General features: G+C 67.5%; 18 protein-coding genes. 11 read left to right on the top strand and 7 right to left on the bottom strand.

Features of this window, described 5'->3' with window-relative positions:
* The first annotated feature begins 19 nt into the window (after positions 1-19).
* Positions 20-1,414, top strand: coding sequence for an FAD-dependent oxidoreductase (locus ACFWPH_RS14990; protein WP_378751243.1), 1,395 nt, complete (start codon positions 20-22; stop codon positions 1,412-1,414).
* A 46-nt stretch (positions 1,415-1,460) separates the two neighbouring features.
* Here the strand turns inward: ACFWPH_RS14990 and groL are convergent, their stop codons facing one another.
* The 6 genes from groL to ACFWPH_RS14960 all read right to left on the bottom strand — a co-directional run bounded on the left by groL (position 1,461) and on the right by ACFWPH_RS14960 (position 6,626).
* Complete coding sequence (groL, locus tag ACFWPH_RS14985) at positions 1,461-3,086, bottom strand: chaperonin GroEL (RefSeq protein WP_378751241.1); 1,626 nt, start codon at positions 3,084-3,086, stop codon at positions 1,461-1,463.
* A gap of 255 nt (positions 3,087-3,341) precedes the next feature.
* Positions 3,342-3,635 (bottom strand): DUF222 domain-containing protein, encoded by a 294-nt coding sequence (locus ACFWPH_RS14980; RefSeq protein ID WP_033246356.1) that lies wholly within the window; start codon positions 3,633-3,635, stop codon positions 3,342-3,344.
* Between the two features lie 151 nt (positions 3,636-3,786).
* Complete coding sequence (locus ACFWPH_RS14975; RefSeq protein WP_378751239.1) at positions 3,787-4,554, bottom strand: Clp protease N-terminal domain-containing protein; 768 nt, start codon at positions 4,552-4,554, stop codon at positions 3,787-3,789.
* 51 nt (positions 4,555-4,605) lie between these two features.
* Positions 4,606-5,499, bottom strand: coding sequence for a CDP-alcohol phosphatidyltransferase family protein (locus ACFWPH_RS14970; protein WP_378751237.1), 894 nt, complete (start codon positions 5,497-5,499; stop codon positions 4,606-4,608).
* The gene (locus ACFWPH_RS14965) at positions 5,499-6,224 is read right to left on the bottom strand and encodes a phosphatidylserine decarboxylase (protein WP_378751758.1); all 726 of its coding nucleotides are present in this window, start codon (positions 6,222-6,224) and stop codon (positions 5,499-5,501) included. The genes ACFWPH_RS14970 and ACFWPH_RS14965 overlap by 1 nt, the downstream gene beginning before the upstream one ends.
* 141 nt (positions 6,225-6,365) lie before the next feature.
* Positions 6,366-6,626, bottom strand: coding sequence for a GlsB/YeaQ/YmgE family stress response membrane protein (locus tag ACFWPH_RS14960; protein WP_062977869.1), 261 nt, complete (start codon positions 6,624-6,626; stop codon positions 6,366-6,368).
* 255 nt (positions 6,627-6,881) lie between these two features.
* Here ACFWPH_RS14960 and ACFWPH_RS14955 point away from each other — a divergent pair, with 255 nt between their 5' ends.
* Positions 6,882-7,928, top strand: a complete 1,047-nt coding sequence (locus tag ACFWPH_RS14955; protein WP_378751234.1) for a beta-ketoacyl-ACP synthase III — start codon at positions 6,882-6,884, stop codon at positions 7,926-7,928.
* Here the strand turns inward: ACFWPH_RS14955 and ACFWPH_RS14950 are convergent.
* Complete coding sequence (locus ACFWPH_RS14950) at positions 7,903-8,355, bottom strand: SRPBCC family protein (protein WP_378751232.1); 453 nt, start codon at positions 8,353-8,355, stop codon at positions 7,903-7,905. The genes ACFWPH_RS14955 and ACFWPH_RS14950 overlap by 26 nt on opposite strands.
* 199 nt (positions 8,356-8,554) lie before the next feature.
* On the opposite strand from ACFWPH_RS14950, the gene ACFWPH_RS14945 reads away from it, so the two are divergent.
* The 9 genes from ACFWPH_RS14945 (at position 8,555) to mnhG (ending at position 18,111) form a co-directional block, all read left to right on the top strand.
* Positions 8,555-8,716: a hypothetical protein gene (locus ACFWPH_RS14945; protein WP_378751230.1), complete on the top strand. Its 162-nt coding sequence runs from the start codon at positions 8,555-8,557 to the stop codon at positions 8,714-8,716.
* 379 nt (positions 8,717-9,095) lie between these two features.
* Positions 9,096-9,554 carry a hypothetical protein gene (locus ACFWPH_RS14940; RefSeq protein ID WP_378751228.1) on the top strand — a complete coding sequence of 153 codons (459 nt, stop codon included), beginning with the start codon at positions 9,096-9,098 and terminating at the stop codon, positions 9,552-9,554.
* Positions 9,555-9,585: 31 nt separating this feature from the next.
* The gene (locus ACFWPH_RS14935) at positions 9,586-11,829 is read left to right on the top strand and encodes an AAA family ATPase (protein WP_378751226.1); all 2,244 of its coding nucleotides are present in this window, start codon (positions 9,586-9,588) and stop codon (positions 11,827-11,829) included.
* 383 nt (positions 11,830-12,212) lie between these two features.
* Entirely contained in the window at positions 12,213-14,999 is a 2,787-nt protein-coding gene (locus ACFWPH_RS14930; RefSeq protein ID WP_378751224.1) for a Na+/H+ antiporter subunit A, read from the top strand.
* On the top strand, positions 14,996-15,376 hold the full coding sequence (locus ACFWPH_RS14925; RefSeq protein WP_378751222.1) for a Na(+)/H(+) antiporter subunit C: 381 nt from the start codon (positions 14,996-14,998) through the stop codon (positions 15,374-15,376). The genes ACFWPH_RS14930 and ACFWPH_RS14925 overlap by 4 nt, the downstream gene beginning before the upstream one ends.
* Positions 15,373-16,968 (top strand): Na+/H+ antiporter subunit D, encoded by a 1,596-nt coding sequence (locus ACFWPH_RS14920; RefSeq protein WP_378751220.1) that lies wholly within the window; start codon positions 15,373-15,375, stop codon positions 16,966-16,968. Before ACFWPH_RS14925 ends, ACFWPH_RS14920 begins: the two co-directional genes overlap by 4 nt.
* Positions 16,965-17,519, top strand: coding sequence for a Na+/H+ antiporter subunit E (locus ACFWPH_RS14915; protein ID WP_378751218.1), 555 nt, complete (start codon positions 16,965-16,967; stop codon positions 17,517-17,519). Before ACFWPH_RS14920 ends, ACFWPH_RS14915 begins: the two co-directional genes overlap by 4 nt.
* Positions 17,516-17,776, top strand: a complete 261-nt coding sequence (locus ACFWPH_RS14910) for a monovalent cation/H+ antiporter complex subunit F (RefSeq protein WP_062977854.1) — start codon at positions 17,516-17,518, stop codon at positions 17,774-17,776. Before ACFWPH_RS14915 ends, ACFWPH_RS14910 begins: the two co-directional genes overlap by 4 nt.
* Complete coding sequence (gene mnhG / locus ACFWPH_RS14905) at positions 17,773-18,111, top strand: monovalent cation/H(+) antiporter subunit G (protein WP_378751215.1); 339 nt, start codon at positions 17,773-17,775, stop codon at positions 18,109-18,111. The genes ACFWPH_RS14910 and mnhG overlap by 4 nt, the downstream gene beginning before the upstream one ends.
* The last annotated feature ends 188 nt before the right edge of the window (positions 18,112-18,299 follow it).

Here is an 18,299-nt window from a genome sequence, read left to right as displayed (position 1 = left end):
ACATATCGAGGAGGTTGCCATGAACGACAGTGCTATCAGCGGCGGCGACCGGGCCGTCGTACTCGGCGCCAGTATGGCCGGACTGCTCGCCGCGCGCGTTCTTGCCGAATCGTTCCGTGAGGTGGTCGTCGTGGAACGTGACGAGCTACCGACCGGGCCCGCACATCGGCGGGGAGTACCGCAGGGCCGCCATATTCACGGTTTGATGGGTCGCGGCCAGCAGATTCTGGAGGAACTCTTCCCTGGCTTCGGCGCCGACCTGAGCGCGTGCGGGGCCCCGGTGCTGGACCAGTCCGGTGATGCCAGGCTTTTCCTGGGCGGGCAGCGGCTGCGGCAGGCGCCCGGCGGCGGCACCGTGATCAGCGCCTCCCGCCCACTACTGGAAAGCTATGTGCGCGAACGCGTTCGGAGGATGCCCGGAATCGTCATCGCCGACCGGCACGACGCGCTCGGGTTGCGGACTGCGGACAGCCGAGTCACAGGCGTCGAGGTGATCGGCCGCGCAGATAGCAGTGCCGCGGAAATCATCGACGCCGGACTGGTCGTCGACGCCACGGGCCGCGGTTCCCGCACTCCGCGATGGCTGGCCGCACTCGGGTACCCCGCGCCGGCGATACAGCGGATCACCGCCGATATTGCCTACACGACCGTGGTGCTGCGCTTACGCAAGGGTGCGCTCGGACAGGATCGGGCGATCCTCGCACCTCCGGCGCCCGGACAGACCCGGGGCGCGGGCGTGGCCGAGATCGAGAACGGCTGTCATATCGTGACCTTGATGGGACTGCTCGGAAGCAGACCGCCCGTCGATATGGACGCCTTCGTGGATTATGCGAGATCGCTGCCGGTACCCGATATCTACGAGGCCATCCACGATGCCGAACCGGTCGGCGAACCCGCGCGTATCCGATTCCCCTCCAGCGAGCGACACCGATACGAGCGACTCTCGCGCTTCCCGGATCGGCTGGTCGTCATGGGCGATGCCCTGTGCAGTTTCAACCCGATCTACGGCCAAGGTATGAGTGTTGCGGCGATGGAGGCCGACGCCCTGCGTGCGGCGTTGACAGGTGGCCACATACCGCGAGCTCGGCAGGTTATGCGGCGGATAGCTACGAGGGTCGACATTCCGTGGCAACTCGCCGCGGGCGGTGACCTCGCCTTCGATGGCGTCGCGGGCAAACGTACGCCCGCGGTGCGGCTGGCGAACAACTACATCCGCCGGCTGCACGCTGCCGCGGCGTACGACTCCAGGCTCACCGTGGCGTTCATGCGCGTCGCCGCGTTGCTCGATCCGCCCACGGCCTTGTTCCGGCCCGCGACCGCGGCGCGGGTGCTGGGCGGGCGTCGCGGGTCAGCCGGGTTCCTGCACGTAACGCCGGTGCCCCGCGACAAACGAACCGTGGGCCGGCCCACCTGACGGTGGACCGGCCCACGGTTCGTAAAGGGTTGCCGGGAGGCTGGACTCAGAAGTCCATGCCGCCCATGCCGCCGGTCGGGTCGGCCGGCGCGGCGGCCGCCTTCTCCGGCTTGTCGGCGACAACGGCCTCGGTGGTCAGGAACAGGGCCGCGATGGAGGCCGCGTTCTGCAGGGCCGAGCGGGTGACCTTGACCGGGTCGGCGACACCGGCGCCGAGCAGGTCTTCGTAGTCACCGGTCTGGGCGTTGAGGCCCTGGCCGGCCGGAAGGTTGGAAACCTTCTCCGCGACCACGCCGGGCTCGAGGCCGGCGTTGAAGGCGATCTGCTTCAGCGGAGCCGACAGCGCCACCTTCACGATGCTGGCGCCGGTCGCCTCGTCACCCTCGAGCTTCAGGTCCTCCAGAGCCGGAGCCGACTGCAGCAGGGCCACGCCACCACCGGCGACGATGCCCTCTTCGACGGCGGCCTTGGCGTTGCGCACGGCATCTTCGATGCGGTGCTTGCGCTCCTTGAGCTCGACCTCGGTCGCGGCACCGGCCTTGATGACCGCAACACCGCCGGCCAGCTTGGCCAGGCGCTCCTGCAGCTTCTCGCGGTCGTAGTCCGAATCCGAGTTCTCGATCTCGGTGCGGATCTGCGCGACGCGGCCCTGGATGGCCTCGGCATCGCCGGAGCCCTCCACGATGGTGGTCTCGTCCTTGGTGACGACGACCTTGCGGGCCTGGCCGAGCAGCTCGATGCCGGCGGTCTCCAGGTTGAGGCCGACCTCTTCGCTGATGACCTCGCCACCGGTGAGGATGGCGATATCGGCGAGCTGGGCCTTGCGGCGATCACCGAAGCCCGGGGCCTTGACGGCAACGGACTTGAAGGTGCCACGGATCTTGTTCACGACCAGGGTCGACAGGGCTTCGCCCTCGACGTCCTCGGCGATGATCAGCAGCGGCTTACCGGCCTGGATGACCTTCTCCAGCAGCGGCAGCAGGTCCTTGACGGTGGAGACCTTCGAGCCGACCAGCAGGATGTACGGATCCTCGAGGACCGCTTCCTGACGCTCGGGGTCGGTGACGAAGTAGCCCGAGATGTAGCCCTTGTCGAAGCGCATCCCCTCGGTGAGTTCCAGCGACAGACCGAAGGTCTGCGCCTCTTCGACGGTGATGACGCCTTCTTTGCCGACCTTGTCCATGGCCTCGGCGATCAGTTCACCGATGGACGGGTCGCCCGCGGAGATACCGGCGGTAGCGGCGATCTGCTCCTTGGTCTCGACCTCCTTGGCGGAGTCGAGCAGCTTGGCGGTGACGGCCTCGACGGCCTTCTCGATACCGCGCTTCAGGCCCAGCGGGTTCGCGCCGGCCGCGACGTTGCGCAGACCTTCGCGCACCAGCGCCTGGGCGAGCACGGTGGCGGTGGTGGTGCCGTCGCCCGCGACATCGTCGGTCTTCTTGGCGACTTCCTTGACCAGCTCGGCGCCGATCTTCTCGTACGGGTCCTCGAGCTCGATCTCCTTGGCGATGGACACACCATCGTTGGTGATCGTGGGGGCGCCCCACTTCTTCTCGAGCACGACGTTGCGGCCCTTCGGCCCCAGCGTCACCTTGACCGCGTCGGCGAGGCTGTTAAGGCCCCGCTCGAGGCCGCGACGGGCCTCTTCGTCGTACGCAATTGTCTTGGCCATTGCGGTGAGATCCTCCAAATGATGAGGCTGACACACAGGATGACCGCCTTGTCGGGTCACCCTTAGCTACGCTGTGGCCAGGCTCGGTGCCCGCGACGGACGACCAGGGGTGTCGTGTACCCGATCTCACCGTCCCGACCTAGCACTCTCGGTTCGAGAGTGCCAAAGCCATTTTTAGCACTCGCCGATAGCGAGTGCAAGGTCGATGAGTACGGAGACCGCGAGAACCCAACCGCTCCACCCGTCGGAAATACCTCAGAGGCTGTCGGTGACACGAAGCGCGAGCGCCAGGAAAGCGTCCGCGCGCCGCTCTTCCGGGCTCCGGGGCTCCCCCTCGTCGATGGTGACGAATTCGGCATCGTGCAGGAGCAGCTCCGCTTCGACCCGCATGATCGCGCGGATGAACGGCGGCGCGACCTCGGGCGGCAGATCACCGTTGACCACGTAACTGCCATCGGACAGAGATTCGGTGGAGACGTAGGTGAGCGCGCGCAGCAGATCGTCCCGGTGTTCCCCGGCGACCAGATCGGGGTCCGTTTCATCCGCCATTGCTATAGGTTACCGGGACTACCACCCGCACCGGGAGCGCCGACGCGAACGCAGACGACGCGCCACAGTTTCACCGACCGCGACTGCGACGCCTACCCGTGACCGATTTCTGCTGGTCAAGCCATTTATCGGGCACGTCGCCGCTCGCGGACTACTGCTTACCGGCGACGATCTGCTGAAGGATCTCGATCAACCGCGCTTCGAGCGCATCCTTACGAAGGCCCGCACCGGACAGGATGCCCGTCCCGTTCTCCTGCTCCAGGATCGCCAGCAGGACATGTTCGGTGCCGATGTAGTTGTGTCCGAGTCGCAGCGCTTCCCGGAACGTCAGTTCCAGCGCCTTCTTGGTTTCGGCGTCGAAGGGCACGAGTGCGCCCATCTTGCCGCTGGAGGTGGCGGCCTTCAATTCTTCGGGCGAGATCGGCGCGCCCGGTTCCGCACCAGATGCCGCGATGGCGGCGGCCGCGAGATCGGCCGGCGAGACCCCCCGGTCGGCGATGAGCCGGACCGCCAGGCTGTTGGACTCGCTGAGCAGGCCGAGGATGAGATGGGGAAGGTGGATTTCGGCACTTTCGGCACCGCCGGCTGCTTCCTGAGCGGCGACAACCATGGTCCGAGCCCGTTCGGTGAATTTGGCGAAGCCCGCGTTGGGGTCCATTTCGGCCGACGGATCCCCGGGCGGCTTGGGAACGAAACGTTTCTGCGCGGCCTGTTTGCTGACACCCATACTCGCCCCGATATCGGTCCACGAGGCGCCGGAGCGGCGGGCCTGATCGACGAAATGGCCGATCAGGTGGTCGGCCACATCGCCGAGGTGTCCCGCGGCGACCACCGCGTCGGACAGCTGTTCCAGGGCGTTGTCGGGACGGGCTTTTTTGATGACCTCGATGAGGTCGTCCAATCGCACTGGTGAGTTCATGCGTCAACTATAGGTTGACGCCCTATCATCGTCAACCAAGGGTTGACGATCTCAGTTCCGGCCGCTCGGCCGCCGCAACCGCAGGCGGGAATCCCCACGCAGCACCGGCCGCCGGATCTCCGGCCGGCGCAGCACCGGCATCCGGCGGCCGGCCCGCCGTTGAGCCCGCCGTTCGGCCGGTTTGTACTGCCAGGTCTCGGGCCGGGCGGCCACCCAGCGCTGCGAATACCAGGCGAACGGGATATGCCCGATATACAGCACGATCAGCACCAGCAGCAGCACGATCGGGTAGGTGATCAGCGCGGCACCGGCCAGCGCGACCAGCACCAGCAGCCCCGCAGCAGCCTGCGGGGCCACCGAAACCGATTTCATGGCGAGCGTCGGAATCGTGCTCACACACAACGCCGCGGTGAACACCGTCCAGGCCGCCACGATCGGAAAACTGGTCCACCAGCCGTCACCGAACTGGACGAACAACGCGATCGGCGCCATGGCAATCAGCGCACCCGCGGGCGCGGGGACGCCGACGAAGTACTCCCGCGCCCAGTCGGGCCGAGTGTCGTCGTCCATCAGCGTGTTGAACCGTGCCAGCCGCAGCACGATGCTCACCGCGTACAGCAGGGCGATGATCCAGCCCGCGCTACTGCTCTCACCGTCGAACAGCACGACATAGATCACCAGCGCCGGCGCCACCCCGAACGAGATGGCGTCGGATAGTGAATCCAGCTCCGCACCGATCTTGGTGGTGGCCGACAGCAACCGGGCCAGCCTGCCGTCCAGGGTGTCGAGCACCGCGGCGGCGCCGATCATGGCCAGCGCGATCTTCAGTTCGCCTTCGAGACCGAACTTCACCGCGGAGAGCCCCGAGCACAGCGCCAGGATCGTGACGATACTGGGCAGCAACCTGATGGACCGGCGCCGCCTGCCTTCGATGACCTGCTCCATCACGAACCCGCCGACGGCAGAACCGCCAGCACCGTCTCCCCTCCGATCGTCCGCTGCCCGGTGTTCACGAGCAGTTCGGTACCGGCCGGGAAATACGTATCAACCCGGGAACCGAAACGGATCAGGCCGTAGGTGTCGCCGATGGTGATCCGGTCACCGGGGGCCGCATCGCAGACGATCCGCCGCGCCAGCAGTCCGGCGATCTGGACCACCACCACCTGTTCCCCGGATTCGGTGTCGATCAGCATGCTGTTGCGCTCGTTGACCGCGCTGGCCTCGGGGAGGTCGGCGGATTTGAAGCTGCCGCGCTGGTATTGCACCTCGCGGACCACACCGGAGACCGGTGTCCGCTGCACGTGCACGTCCAGAACGGACAGGAAGATACTCACCCGCGGCAGCGGCCGATCCCCGAGACCGAGCTCGGCGGGCGGGGCGGCGGTATCGACGAGCGCCACCTCACCGTCGGCAGGCGCCACCACGACGCCCGGCCGGTTCGGCGGCACCCGGTGCGGGTGCCGGAAGAATGTGGCGCTCGCCGCGGCGGCGGCCAGTCCGGCCCGCCGTAGCCAGGGGCGACGCCGTCCTGCCAGCGCCACGGCCAGTGGCGCGGCTACGAACGGCAATCCGGCCGGATGCATCGGCGGGACCGCTTTGCGCACCAGATCGGCCAGATGGCCCGGCCCGGTACGTTCCGGGGTACCGGGCGGAGTGGGACGGCGTGCCACAGATTCCTCTTTCATACTCGATTCGATCCACTCGGACCGACGGTACGGTCGGACACCCGTGGCGTCCCGGCCGATCCTGTCGGCGCAAGCGTTCACACCTTACGCCGAGCAGGGGTATTCGTGCCGGGTGTCGCCGCAGGCTTACCTCCTGACGACCAACTTCACCAGGAACAACAGGATGACCGCGCCGGCCAGGCAGGTGAAGAAGCTGAACCACCAGCCACCTCCCGCGACGTCGACCCCGAAGGCCGCGAGCAGGAAGCCGCCGAGCAGACCACCGACGACACCGACCACGATATTGAGCAGGATCCCCTGTTGTGCATCGGTTTTCATGATCTTACTGGCTATCCAGCCGGCGATCCCGCCGATGATGATCCAGCCGATGATGCCGAGACCGAGCATGAGTGTCCCTCGCTATCTGTTCGGTTGCGCGCTCGCGGTGGCGAACGCCTATCCGGGCGATACCCGGGCACAGTCCGGATAACCCCTGGATGAAAATCGGATATGAGCTGCCATCGCGCGAACACCGAGCTAATATGAGGGTGCCTCATGTCTTCGGATTGCCCGGCAGACGTCAGCCGACGCCGGGCGAGGAATCCACATCGAATCGGGTCAACCCTCGCGGCGATGCCGCCGCAGGTACATAGGAGAAGCACCATGGCTACTCAGATCGCCCAGACGACCGGGGCGCAGTTCACCGCGATCCTGGGACTGGGCGTCTATCGCCCGGCCCGCGTCGTCACCAACGACGAAGTGGCCGGGCCGATCGATTCCAGCGATGAGTGGATCCGTACCCGCTCGGGTATCCGCACCCGACGATTCGCCGACGATTCCGAAACCATCCACTCGATGAGCGTCGCGGCCGCGCGGGGCGCCCTCGAATCCGCCAAGATCGCGGCCGACCAGGTCGACTGTGTGATAGTCGCGACCTCGACCCACCTGTTGCTCACTCCGGCCGCCGCGCCCCGCATCGCCACCGAACTGGGCGCGGGCGGCGCCGCGGCCTTCGATATCTCCGCCGGCTGCGCCGGTTTCTGCCACGGCCTGGCCATGGCCTCGGATCTCGTCCGCGCCGGTACGTCGTCGCGGGTGCTGGTCATCGGCGTGGAGAAACTGACCGACACGATCAACCCGGCCGATCGCAGCACCGCATTCCTGTTCGCCGACGGCGCGGGTGCGGTCGTGGTCGGCCCGGCCGACGAACCGGGTATCGGCCCGACCGTATGGGGGTCCGACGGCACCCAGCACCAGGCGATCCGGCAGGACAAGGATTGGATCGAGTTCTTCACCGAGATCGAGGAGAAGGGCCTCGACGCCGTGCGGCCCTACCTCGCGATGGAGGGCACTGCGGTGTTCCGGTGGGCGGCGCATTCGCTGGAGAAGGTATGCCGCGACGCGGTCGACCGGGCCGGGCTGGCCATGGACGACCTGGACGCCATGATCCCGCACCAGGCCAACGGCCGGATCATCGAGATCATGGCGCGGGTGCTGAAACTTCCGGAGAACTGCGCGCTGGCCAACGATATCGAGGAGGCAGGCAACACTTCGGCAGCCTCGATTCCACTGGCCATGGAGACCCTGTTGCGGACCGGCGAGTCGAAACCGGGCGATACCGCGCTGCTGATCGCCTTCGGCGCCGGACTCTCCTACGCGGCGCAGGTCGTGAAGCTGCCGGAGTTCAGCTCGCCTCGACCGCTTTCTTGATCTGCGCCAGCGATTCGTTCATCCCGCGGACCAGGCTCTCCTCGAAGGCCTCCTCGCCACCGAGCATCGCGTTCACCAGGGTGCTCGAGACCCAGGTGGTGCCGTTGGGAACGTCGCGGCGTTCGATGAGCCGGGTGCCCTCCGCGGTCGGCTCGAGCGTGTAGGTCCAGACCGTGCGGTTCTGGCTGACCCGGAACGCCAATGCGCTGTTCTTTTCGTAGCGCAGGATGCGGGATGTGGTCGGCCAGAACTTCCAGCCGTCGCGGTTGAGGTTGACGGTGATCACACCCGCCTTCGGCTTGCCGATCGGGATCATGCGCACGCATTGCGGGCTGAACTCCGGCATCCGGCGCGGGTCGGCGAGCACCGTCCAGACCCGGTCCGGCGCCGCGGCGATATCGATACTGGCTTCCAAGTTCTTCGGCACCACTGCCTCCAGATAGCTGACACTCCAAGTATCAGAAAGAGTAGCGATCGGCTTCGTCTCGGTCACGTTTTCCCGGCCGGCATATCGATAGCGTGGATCCGGAAGCAGAATCGAGGTGTAAGACCCGCCGGTTCAGTTAACGCCAACGCAAGGACGACACGACGCCAGCAAACACTCAGCTACGGTAAGGTGATGGGCCGTGAACCTTCGCTCGCTATTACGCCGCCAGAACTCTGAGGGGCTACCCAAGTTGCCCGCGCTCGAACCGGAGGACGCCGTCGGCGACGACCGCGTCGACGAACGGCTGGAACGTCTGCTCACCCCCACCGAACTCGATATGGTGCGCAGACACCGGGTCTGATCCGGCCGGCCCCTGATGGTGCGGCACAAAATGCCCCCGCAAACCCGGCGTTACGCAGGCAGCGCCATAGACACAGAACCAACCTCCCACGACGGTTCACCTCGATGGTTGGATGCCCGTCTCGAACCTGCGGCGACTGCACCCGAGCAACGCTGCGCTGCCACCACGAATCCAGCCGCTTCGATTCTGATCACCTCCATGGTTCGGGGCCCGTCTCGTTCTGGAGCGACGGAGCGGGGGAGCGAAGCGGAGGAGCGGAGGAGTGAAGAACGAGACCCCTAGGGCCCCGAACCCCGCGCCGCCGGAGGCGGCGCCAAAATTACAGTACGCTGCTGGTCGCGCCGGAGGCTCCGGCGTGGCTGATCTCGGGGAATGCGTTATGAAGCGAATTTCAACTGTTGTCCTGGCCGCTACCGCCACCGCGGCGCTGATGCTGACCGGTTGCTCGTCGGAAGAACCCGCCGAAGCGTCCGGGCTCCGCAAGAACACCGCTACCGGGCAGACATCGCCGCAGACCGAGTCCGAGACCGGCGCCACGAACGAAACCCCTGCACCGGACGAAAGCCCCGAAGCCTCCGAGTCGCCCGCGCAGACCTCCGCCGCCGAAGAGGAAGCCCCCGCCTCCGAACGAGCGTCCGACACCACATGCGCCCAGTTCGCCCAGCTCGACGAACCGGAGCAGCAGCAATTGGTGCAGACGATTCTCGCCGAGAACCCCGATTCCACCTTCGTCGGCAACCCGAATGCCGCCCTCGGTACCGCGAAACTGGTCTGCAATTCCAGCAAACTCGCCGATCAGAAGGTCGCCGTGGTCTCCGGGATCGTCGTCAACGGGTGAGGCTCCTTTCTCCGCGCGCAGAATAGACACTGTGGCTGAACTGGCTTTGACCGTCCGACTGAATTCGTCCGCCGCGGATGCCCGGCGGGGGGTGATCCGCCTGCACCCGGAAGTGCTGACCGCGCTGGGGCTACGCGAATGGGATGGGATCACGCTGGTCGGCGCCCGCCGGACAGCTGCCGTCGCCGGTCGCGCCCCGGCCGATACGCCGGCCGGCACCGCCCTGCTCGACGATGTGACCCTGTCCAACGCGGGGTTGCGGGAGAACGCCACCGTGGTGGTCTCGCCCGCGGCGGTGCACGGCGCCCGGCATATTTCGGTGAGCGGGTCCCGGCACGCCACACAGTCGATACCGGCCGCCACCCTGCGGCAGGCGCTGCTCGGCAAGGTCGTAACCGTCGGCGATACAGTCTCACTGCTGCCCCGCGATCTCGGCCCGGATATTCCGTCGTCGGCGGCCAGCCAGGCCTTGTCCCGGGCGTTCGGCATCGCCTGGACCTCCGAACTGCTCACGGTGGTTGCCACCGAGCCGCCCGGCCCGGTGAGTGTGCAGCCGAATTCGGCGGTCGAATGGACTGCGGGCGCGGTCGCCGGGAGTCAGCCGGCGGTGGTGCGGGTCAACGGGCAAGCCGGGCCGGACCAACCGCTGGTACCGAGCCATCTCGACACCGTCTGCGAAACCGACCTGCCGGGAGCCGTACCGGTGACCAGCACACCCGCCACCGGAGTCCGCGTGGAAGAACTGGCCGGTGCGCGCCAGCAGGCCGCCAAACTCGAGGAATGGCTGAGCCTCGCGCTCGACGAACCCGAGTTGCTGAAAGCGCTGGGCGCCGCGCCCCACCTGGGCGTTCTCATCACCGGACCGGCCGGGGTCGGCAAGGCCACGCTGGCGCGGGCGGTGGCCGCACCGCGCCGGGTGGTGGAGTTGGACGGCCCCTCGGTCGGCGCCGCCGAGAGCGGAGCCCGGTTACGCGAGGTGGCAGCCGCTGTGGCCGCAACCTCGGGTAAGGGCGGCATACTGCTCATCACCGATATCGATGCCCTGCTCCCGGAACCGGCCGAACCGGTGGCCACTCTCATCCTGGATCAGCTGCGCGCGGCGGTGGCCGAACCGTGTGTGGCATTGCTGGCGACCACCGCGCATCCCGCGGCGGTCGATTCCCGGCTGCGCGCGCCGGACCTGTGTGATCGCGAACTCGCGCTGACCCTGCCCACGGCAGCCATTCGTAAGGCCCTGCTCGAGCAGTTGCTGGCGAAGGTGCCCACCGGTGAACTCCGGCTCGAGAAGATCGCCGCGTCCTCGCCCGGTTTCGTGGTCGCCGATCTCGCGGCACTGTGCCGGGAGGCGGCGTTGCGGGCGGCGGCCCGGGCCTGCCGGGATGACAGCACCGAACCCCGGCTGGAGCACGAGGATCTGCTGGGGGCATTGGAGGTGATCCGGCCGCTGTCCCGGTCGGGGACCGAGGAACTGGCGATCGGCAGTCTCGGCCTCGACGATGTCGGCGATATGGCCGAGACCAAACAGGCGCTCACCGAGGCGGTGCTGTGGCCGCTGCGGCACCCCGATTCGTTCGCCCGGCTGGGTATCGAACCGCCGCGCGGAGTGTTGCTGTACGGCCCGCCGGGATGCGGGAAAACTTTCCTGGTCCGCGCGCTGGCCGGCAGTGGGCAGCTGAGTGTGCACACGGTCAAGGGCGCGGAGTTGATGGACAAATGGGTCGGCTCGTCGGAGCGGGCGGTGCGCGAGCTGTTCCAGCGCGCCCGCGATTCGGCGCCGTCGCTGATCTTCCTGGACGAAGTGGACGCGCTGGCGCCGCGCCGGGGGCAGAGTTCCGATTCCGGGGTCGGCGATCGGGTGGTCGCGGCCCTGCTGACCGAACTGGACGGGGTGGAACCGCTCCGTGACGTGGTGGTGCTGGGCGCCACGAACCGTCCGGAACTCATCGACCCGGCACTGCTGCGGCCGGGTCGCCTCGAACGTCTGGTGTTCGTTCCACCGCCGGACGCACAGGCCAGAGAGGCGATTCTGCAGACGGCGGGGCGCTCGGTTCCGCTGACCGAATCGGTGGATCTGACCCGGCTGGCCGCCGACCTCGACGGTTTCTCCGCCGCCGACTGCGCCGCACTGCTCCGCGAAGCCGCGCTCGCCGCAATGCGCCGCGATGTACTGGCCGCCGATGTCACCGCCGACGATATCGCCGCCGCACGTCAGGCCGTCCGGCCTTCACTCGACCCGGCTCAGGTCGAGGCGCTACGCCGCTATTCCGAACGGTGAAATACTGCTCGCGGTTCACGACAGCTCCGGCGCAGCGGATATCGCCGCTTCCGGTCCATGACCTTTACGTGCCCCGACGGACGCACATGGAACAGGGCGGCGCCACCCACCTTCGATCCGGCCCCCGACGGACCTCACCATCAACACCGGGCCGGGCAGTGCCCTCGGACCGGCCGGATCGCACCGGGGGCAGGCCGGGCCGAGTCGAGGCCGCATACCGGTCGCCGCAGCACCCTGTCCGTTATGTCTGACCTGCAGAAATCGTTGCCGGACGGTAGCCGAATACGGACCGAGGTCCGCATACGTGTACGATTGTGCCAGTTCGTGCTCGCATATGATGAGCGCGCATACCCCGCCGCCCCTGATTCCGACGGAGGTAACGCTTGCTCGCCATCCTGCTTGCACACGCCCTGGCCGCGCTTGTCGCGCCCGCAGCCGTGCGAGTAGTAGGGCGTAACGCGTTCTACCCGCTGGCACTGGTACCGCTGGTCTCCCTGGGGTGGGTGATCGCCGGATGGAACGACGTCCAGCAGGTCAGCTACGCCTGGGCACCCACCATCAACCTCTCGCTGCAGTTGCGGTTCGACTCCCTCGCCACCGTCATGAGCGCGCTGGTACTCGGTATCGGCGCACTCGTGCTCGCCTACTGCGCCCGCTACTTCGACGACGACGAACCGAAACTGGGGTCCTTCGCCGCCTGGCTGGTCGCCTTCGCCGGAGCCATGTTCGGACTGGTCACCAGCGACAACATGCTGCTGCTGTTCGTCTTCTGGGAGATCACCACGGTGCTCTCCTTCCTGCTGGTCGGGCACAACTCCGACAGCGCGGCCGGGCGCCGGGCAGCGCTCCAGGCGCTGCTGGTCACCGGCGCGGGTGGGCTGGCCATGCTCGGCGGCATCGTCGTACTCGGCCAGACCTACGGCAGCTATCTGCTCTCCGATATCCTCGCCGCCGAGGCGCCGGGCGGGATCGCCGTCCAGGTGGGTCTGGTGCTGGTCCTCATCGGCGCGCTGAGCAAATCGGCCGTGGTACCACTGCATTTCTGGCTGCCCGGCGCAATGGCCGCGCCCACCCCGGTCAGCGCGTATCTGCACGCCGCCGCCATGGTGAAAGCCGGTGTCTACCTGATCGCCCGGCTCGCACCCGCCTTCGCGGAGGAACCGGTCTGGCGGCCGCTGGTACTGACCCTCGGAGTGGCCTCGATGCTGCTGGGCGGACTCCGCGCCATGCAGGTCACCGACCTGAAACTGGTACTGGCCTTCGGTACGGTCAGCCAGCTGGGCTTCCTGGTCACGATGGTCGGTATCGGTACCCCCGCCGCGGCGCTCGCGGGTATCGCCCTCGTCGTTGCGCACGCCCTGTTCAAAGGATGCTTGTTCCTCGTCGTGGGCATAATCGACCACGGGGCGGGCACTCGGACCATCGGCGAACTGTCCGGCCTCGGCCGGCGCGCGCCCGCGCTGATGATCATCTCGGTGCTGGCCGCGGCCAGTATGGCGGGCATCCCGCCACTGCTGGGGTTCGTGGGTAAGGAGGCGGCGCTGGGCGCCGTCCTGGACGCGGAACAATTCAGCACCACCGGCCGGCTGCTGCTCGGTGCCGGGCTGGTGCTGGGGCTGATGCTCACCACGGCCTACAGCGCGCGTTTCCTCTGGGGAGCCTTCGCCGACAAACCGGGCGTCCAGATACCGGACTGGCATCCGCCCAAGATCTCGCTCATCGGGCCCCCGGCCCTGCTGTCGCTGGCCGGTCTGGGCACCGGGCTGGCGGCAACCTGGGTCGACGGACTACTGGCCCCCTACGCCGAATCACTGCCCGGCGCACTGACCGGCCACCTGCAACTGTGGCACGGCTTCACAGTGCCGCTGCTGCTCACCGTGGTCGCCGTGGGCTGCGGTGCCGTGTTCTTCGTCCTCCGCGACCGGTTCGGCGAGTCGACCACCCTGCTCGGCAATGCCGACCGCGGTTACGATGCCGCCCTGCGCGCCATGGACCGGGCGTCACTGCGGATGACCGGTTCGGTGCAGCGCGGTTCCCTCCCCCTGAACCAGGCCGTCATCCTGGGCACCCTGGTGATTCTCCCGGCGACGGTGCTGGCCCTCGGCACCCGCACGGGAGTCGAGCTGCGGCTCTGGGACCGCCCGCTGCAACTGGTGATCGGCGCGATCATGATCGCCATGGCCCTGGGCGCCACCGTGCTGCGCAACCGCCTGGCAAGTGTGCTGGTGGTCGGGCTCACCGGTTACGGCTGCGGCGTGATCTTCGCCCTGCACGGCGCACCCGACCTGGCGCTGACCCAGTTCCTGGTGGAAACCCTGACACTGGTCGCCTTCGTCCTGGTCCTGCGCGCTTTCCCGGCCGAAATCGGGCCGGAACAGCAGGCCGGCTTCCAGATCGGCCGCGCCGCGATCGCCCTCGCCGCCGGTATCACGGTGCCCGTGCTGGCGGCCTTCGCCACAGCCGCGCGCAGTACCGAGCCGATCTGGGAACGGATCCCCGCGGCCGCCTACGAATTCGGCGGCGGTAAGAACGCGGTCAACGTACTCCTGGTCGATATGCGCGCCTGGGACACTCTCGGCGAGATATCGGTCCTGCTGGTGGCTGCCACCGGCGTGGCCTCGCTGGTGTTCCGCAGCCGCCGGTTCGGCCTGCCGCCGCGGGCGGCCGACGCACCGAACTACAACCCGGGGAAAGTGGGCTGGTTGCCTGCCGGCCGGCTGGTGGACCGCCGGGACCGGTCGATGGTCCTGCAGATCACCACTCGCCTGGTGTTCCCGACGATGATGGTGCTGTCGGTCTACTTCTTCTTCTCCGGCCACAACGCCCCCGGCGGCGGTTTCGCCGGCGGGCTCATCGCCGGCCTCGCGCTGGTCCTGCGCTATCTGGCCGGCGGACAATACGAACTGGGTGAGGCACTACCCGTCGATGCCGGTCATCTACTGGGCGCCGGCCTGATCCTGGCCGCCGGAACGGCCACCGTTCCGCTGCTGTTCGGCGCGCCACCGCTGCACTCGGTGATTCTGGAGGCCACTCTGCCCGTGCTCGGCCACGTCAAGCTGGTGACCTCGCTGTTCTTCGACCTCGGTGTCTACCTGATCGTGGTCGGGCTGGTCCTGGACGTACTGCGCAGCCTCGGCGCGCGACTCGACGACGAGCTGGTGCAATCATGAGCGCGAACCTCACCCTGCTGACCGTCGTCGGAGTCCTGGTGGCCTGCGGCGTCTACCTGCTGCTCGAACGCACGGTCACGAAGATGCTGCTCGGCATCCTGCTGGTCGGCAATGCGGTCAACCTGCTCATCCTCACCATGGGCGGCCCGGACGGTGCGCCGCCGATCCAAGGCGCGACCGATACCGTGCGCGACACCATGGCCGACCCGCTCGCCCAAGCTCTGATCCTCACCGCCATCGTCATCACCATGGGGGTCGCCGCGTTCGTCCTGGCCCTCGCGTATCGCTCCTACATCCTGACCACCAGCGAAAAGGTCGAGAACGACCCGGAGGATGTCGGGATCGCCGAGCGCGAGCCGGAGGAACCCGAAGAATGACCCTTCCGCAGACCCTGCTTCCCGTCCTGGCACCGCTGCCGGTGCTCATCCCGCTGCTCACCGCCGCCGCGACCCTCATCGTCGGCCGCCGGCCCCGCTTCCAGCGAGCCGTCGTCATGGTCGCGCTCACCGCCGCCGTCGTGGTGTGCGCCTTCATGCTGTACCTGGCCGACCGCGACGGTACGGTCGCGGTTCAGGTCGGCGGCTGGGAGACCCCGATCGGTATCACCATCGTGGTGGACCGGCTGTCGGCGGCGATGCTGCTGGTCTCGCAGATCGTGCTGCTCGCCGTCGCCGCCTACGGCGCCGGGCAGAATATCGGCGACAGTAAGGTGCGCCAGCCGACCTCGATCTTCTGGCCCACCTATCTGGTGCTCAACGGCGGTGTCTCGATGGCCTTCCTGGCCGGCGACCTGTTCAACCTGTTCGTCGGCTTCGAAATCCTGCTGGTGGCCTCGTTCGTCCTGTTGACCCTCGGCGCCACCGCCGAACGCATCCGGGCAGGTGTGTCCTATGTGATGGTGTCGATGGTGTCGTCGCTGATCTTCCTGATCGGTATCGCCGTCGTCTACGGGGCCACCGGCACCCTGAATCTCGCGCAGCTGGCCATGCGGATGGATACCGTCCCCGACGGTATCCGCCAGGCGGTCTACGCCGTCCTGCTCGTCGCGTTCGCCATCAAGGCAGCGGTATTCCCGCTGTCCAACTGGCTACCCGACTCCTACCCCACCGCTCCCGCACCGGTCACCGCGGTCTTCGCCGGCCTACTCACGAAGGTCGGTGTCTATGCCATCGTGCGCACCCAGACCCTGCTGTTCCCCGACGGCGGCTTCGACAATCTGCTGCTGATCGCCGGCCTGCTCACGATGCTGATCGGCATATTCGGCGCCATCGCGCAGAACGATATCCGCCGGCTGCTCTCCTTCACGCTGGTCAGCCATATCGGCTACATGATGTTCGGTGTGGGGATCGCGAGCAAGATCGGCCTGGCCGGCGCCGTGTACTACATCGCGCACCACATTCTTGTGCAGACCGCGCTCTTCCTGGTCGCCGGTCTGATCGAGCGACAAGCCGGGTCGACCTCGCTACGCCGGGTGGGCGGAATGGCAGCGGCGAGCCCGATATTGGCCGCGTTGTTCCTGATCCCCGCACTCAACCTCGGTGGAATACCGCCCTTCTCCGGTTTCATCGGGAAGGTCGCGCTCCTGCAGGCGGGCGCCCAGGACGGCAGTGCGCTGGCCTGGATCCTCGTCGCCGGATCGATCGTGACCAGCCTGCTCACGCTGTATGTGATGGCCCGGGTGTGGAGCAAGGCCTTCTGGCGGCCGCGGGAACAGGCACCGGACGGCCATCTGGTCTCCGCGACCCTGCCCTCGCTGGTCGAGGACAACACAGACATGCTCTACGACGAACGCACCGACCCCGGCCGATTGCCCGCCATGATGGTGCTGCCGACCGCCGCACTGGTCGCGGTGGGTGTCGCGCTCACGGTCTGGGCCGGGCCGGTACTGGGTATCGCCGACCGCTCCGCCGCCGAACTACAGGACCGCGGGATCTATATCGGCGCCGTCCTCGACGGGGGTACGAAATGACCCGGCTGCGGCTGGCACTCAGCCGCGACAACATCCATCGCCTCGGCGTACTGGCCTGGCTGACGGTCGTGTGGGTCGCGCTGTGGGGCCAGATCAGCCCGGCCAACGTGCTGGCGGGCCTGGCGGTCGGCACGGTGATCATGGTGGCGCTGCCGCTGCCCCGGATCCCGGTACGCGGCCGGCTGCGAATATGGCCGCTGCTGAAACTGCTGGGCGTGAGCGTCTACTCCGCGATCGAATCGAGTCTCCAGCTCGCCTGGTTCGCGCTACGCCCCGGACCGGCGCCCGTATCGGGTGTGCTCGAAGTCCAGTTCGCGTTCCGCTCGGACTTCGTGATGGTGCTGTGCACCAACCTGCTGAACCTGATCCCCGGCACCATGGTGCTCGAGATCGACCGGGAACGCTGCGTGGCCTACGTCCACGTCATCGACGTCAGCAGCGATAAGGCGGTCACCAGCTTCTACCGCACCATCCGGCAGATCGAAGCACTGCTGATCGCGGGCCTCGAGAACCGCGCAACCCCGCTGCCCACTCAGGAGGTGAAGCCGTGATCGTCGTAGCCGTAGTGGCCGGCATCCTGCTCTCGGCGGCCGCATTGATCACCGGGTACCGGATCCTCGCCGGCCCCGGCACCCTCGACCGAGTGGTCGGCATCGACTCGATCATCGCGATGGCGATCTGCGGTCTGGCGGTATGGGCCGCCTACAGCCGCGACACGTCCGTGGTACCCGCCATCGTCGCGCTCTCCCTGGTCGGTTTCCTGGGATCCGCGGCCGTCACCCGCTACCGGGTCCGGGACGACCGATGAGCACGATACTGAACTGGCTGTCGGGCACCCTGATCATCATCGGCGCGCTGATGGCACTCACCGCGGCCATCGGGATCGTCCGCTTCCCCGACACCCTGCTACGTATGCACGCCGCCACCAAACCCCAGGTGATCGGCCTCAACCTGGTACTCGCCGGAACCTGCCTGCGGGTCTACGACGACCCGAACGTCTGGATGCTGGTCCTGGTGGGCCTGTTCACCCTGCTCACCGCCCCGGTGATCGCCCACCTCATCGGCCGCACCTCCTACCGGGAAGGGCGCTACCGCGCCGACCTGCTCGTAGTCGACGAACTCGGCGACAAACTCGACAAGTAGTGGTGCCCGCCCAAACGGGTCACCAACAGACCCGCGAACCCTCGTAGCATCCGAACTCGAACCGCACCGAACCCAATCGTGAGAAACGGCGGTGCCGAGTTCAGCGAGGCCCTGAAAGGTTTCGGCCCGGGGGGGGGGGGGGGGGCGGAGGAAAAGAGGGGGGAGGAAAAGAGAGAGGAGGTGAGAAG

It is taken from the genome of Nocardia sp. NPDC058499, assembly GCF_042719915.1.
GTDB lineage: Bacteria > Actinomycetota > Actinomycetes > Mycobacteriales > Mycobacteriaceae > Nocardia.
Note: the sequence above shows the minus strand (reverse complement) of the source record. Positions and strands in the feature narration are given on the sequence as shown.

Bases quoted from the DNA above. Each gene is read 5' to 3' on its own strand.
- ACFWPH_RS14990 (WP_378751243.1), top strand. From the start codon at position 20: ATGAACGACAGTGCTATCAGCGGCGGCGACCGGGCCGTCGTACTCGGC.
- groL (WP_378751241.1), bottom strand. From the start codon at position 3,086: ATGGCCAAGACAATTGCGTACGACGAAGAGGCCCGTCGCGGCCTCGAG.
- ACFWPH_RS14980 (WP_033246356.1), bottom strand. From the start codon at position 3,635: ATGGCGGATGAAACGGACCCCGATCTGGTCGCCGGGGAACACCGGGAC.
- ACFWPH_RS14975 (WP_378751239.1), bottom strand. From the start codon at position 4,554: ATGAACTCACCAGTGCGATTGGACGACCTCATCGAGGTCATCAAAAAA.
- ACFWPH_RS14970 (WP_378751237.1), bottom strand. From the start codon at position 5,499: ATGGAGCAGGTCATCGAAGGCAGGCGGCGCCGGTCCATCAGGTTGCTG.
- ACFWPH_RS14960 (WP_062977869.1), bottom strand. From the start codon at position 6,626: ATGCTCGGTCTCGGCATCATCGGCTGGATCATCATCGGCGGGATCGCC.
- ACFWPH_RS14955 (WP_378751234.1), top strand. From the start codon at position 6,882: ATGGCTACTCAGATCGCCCAGACGACCGGGGCGCAGTTCACCGCGATC.
- ACFWPH_RS14940 (WP_378751228.1), top strand. From the start codon at position 9,096: ATGAAGCGAATTTCAACTGTTGTCCTGGCCGCTACCGCCACCGCGGCG.
- ACFWPH_RS14925 (WP_378751222.1), top strand. From the start codon at position 14,996: ATGAGCGCGAACCTCACCCTGCTGACCGTCGTCGGAGTCCTGGTGGCC.
- ACFWPH_RS14920 (WP_378751220.1), top strand. From the start codon at position 15,373: ATGACCCTTCCGCAGACCCTGCTTCCCGTCCTGGCACCGCTGCCGGTG.
- ACFWPH_RS14915 (WP_378751218.1), top strand. From the start codon at position 16,965: ATGACCCGGCTGCGGCTGGCACTCAGCCGCGACAACATCCATCGCCTC.
- mnhG (WP_378751215.1), top strand. From the start codon at position 17,773: ATGAGCACGATACTGAACTGGCTGTCGGGCACCCTGATCATCATCGGC.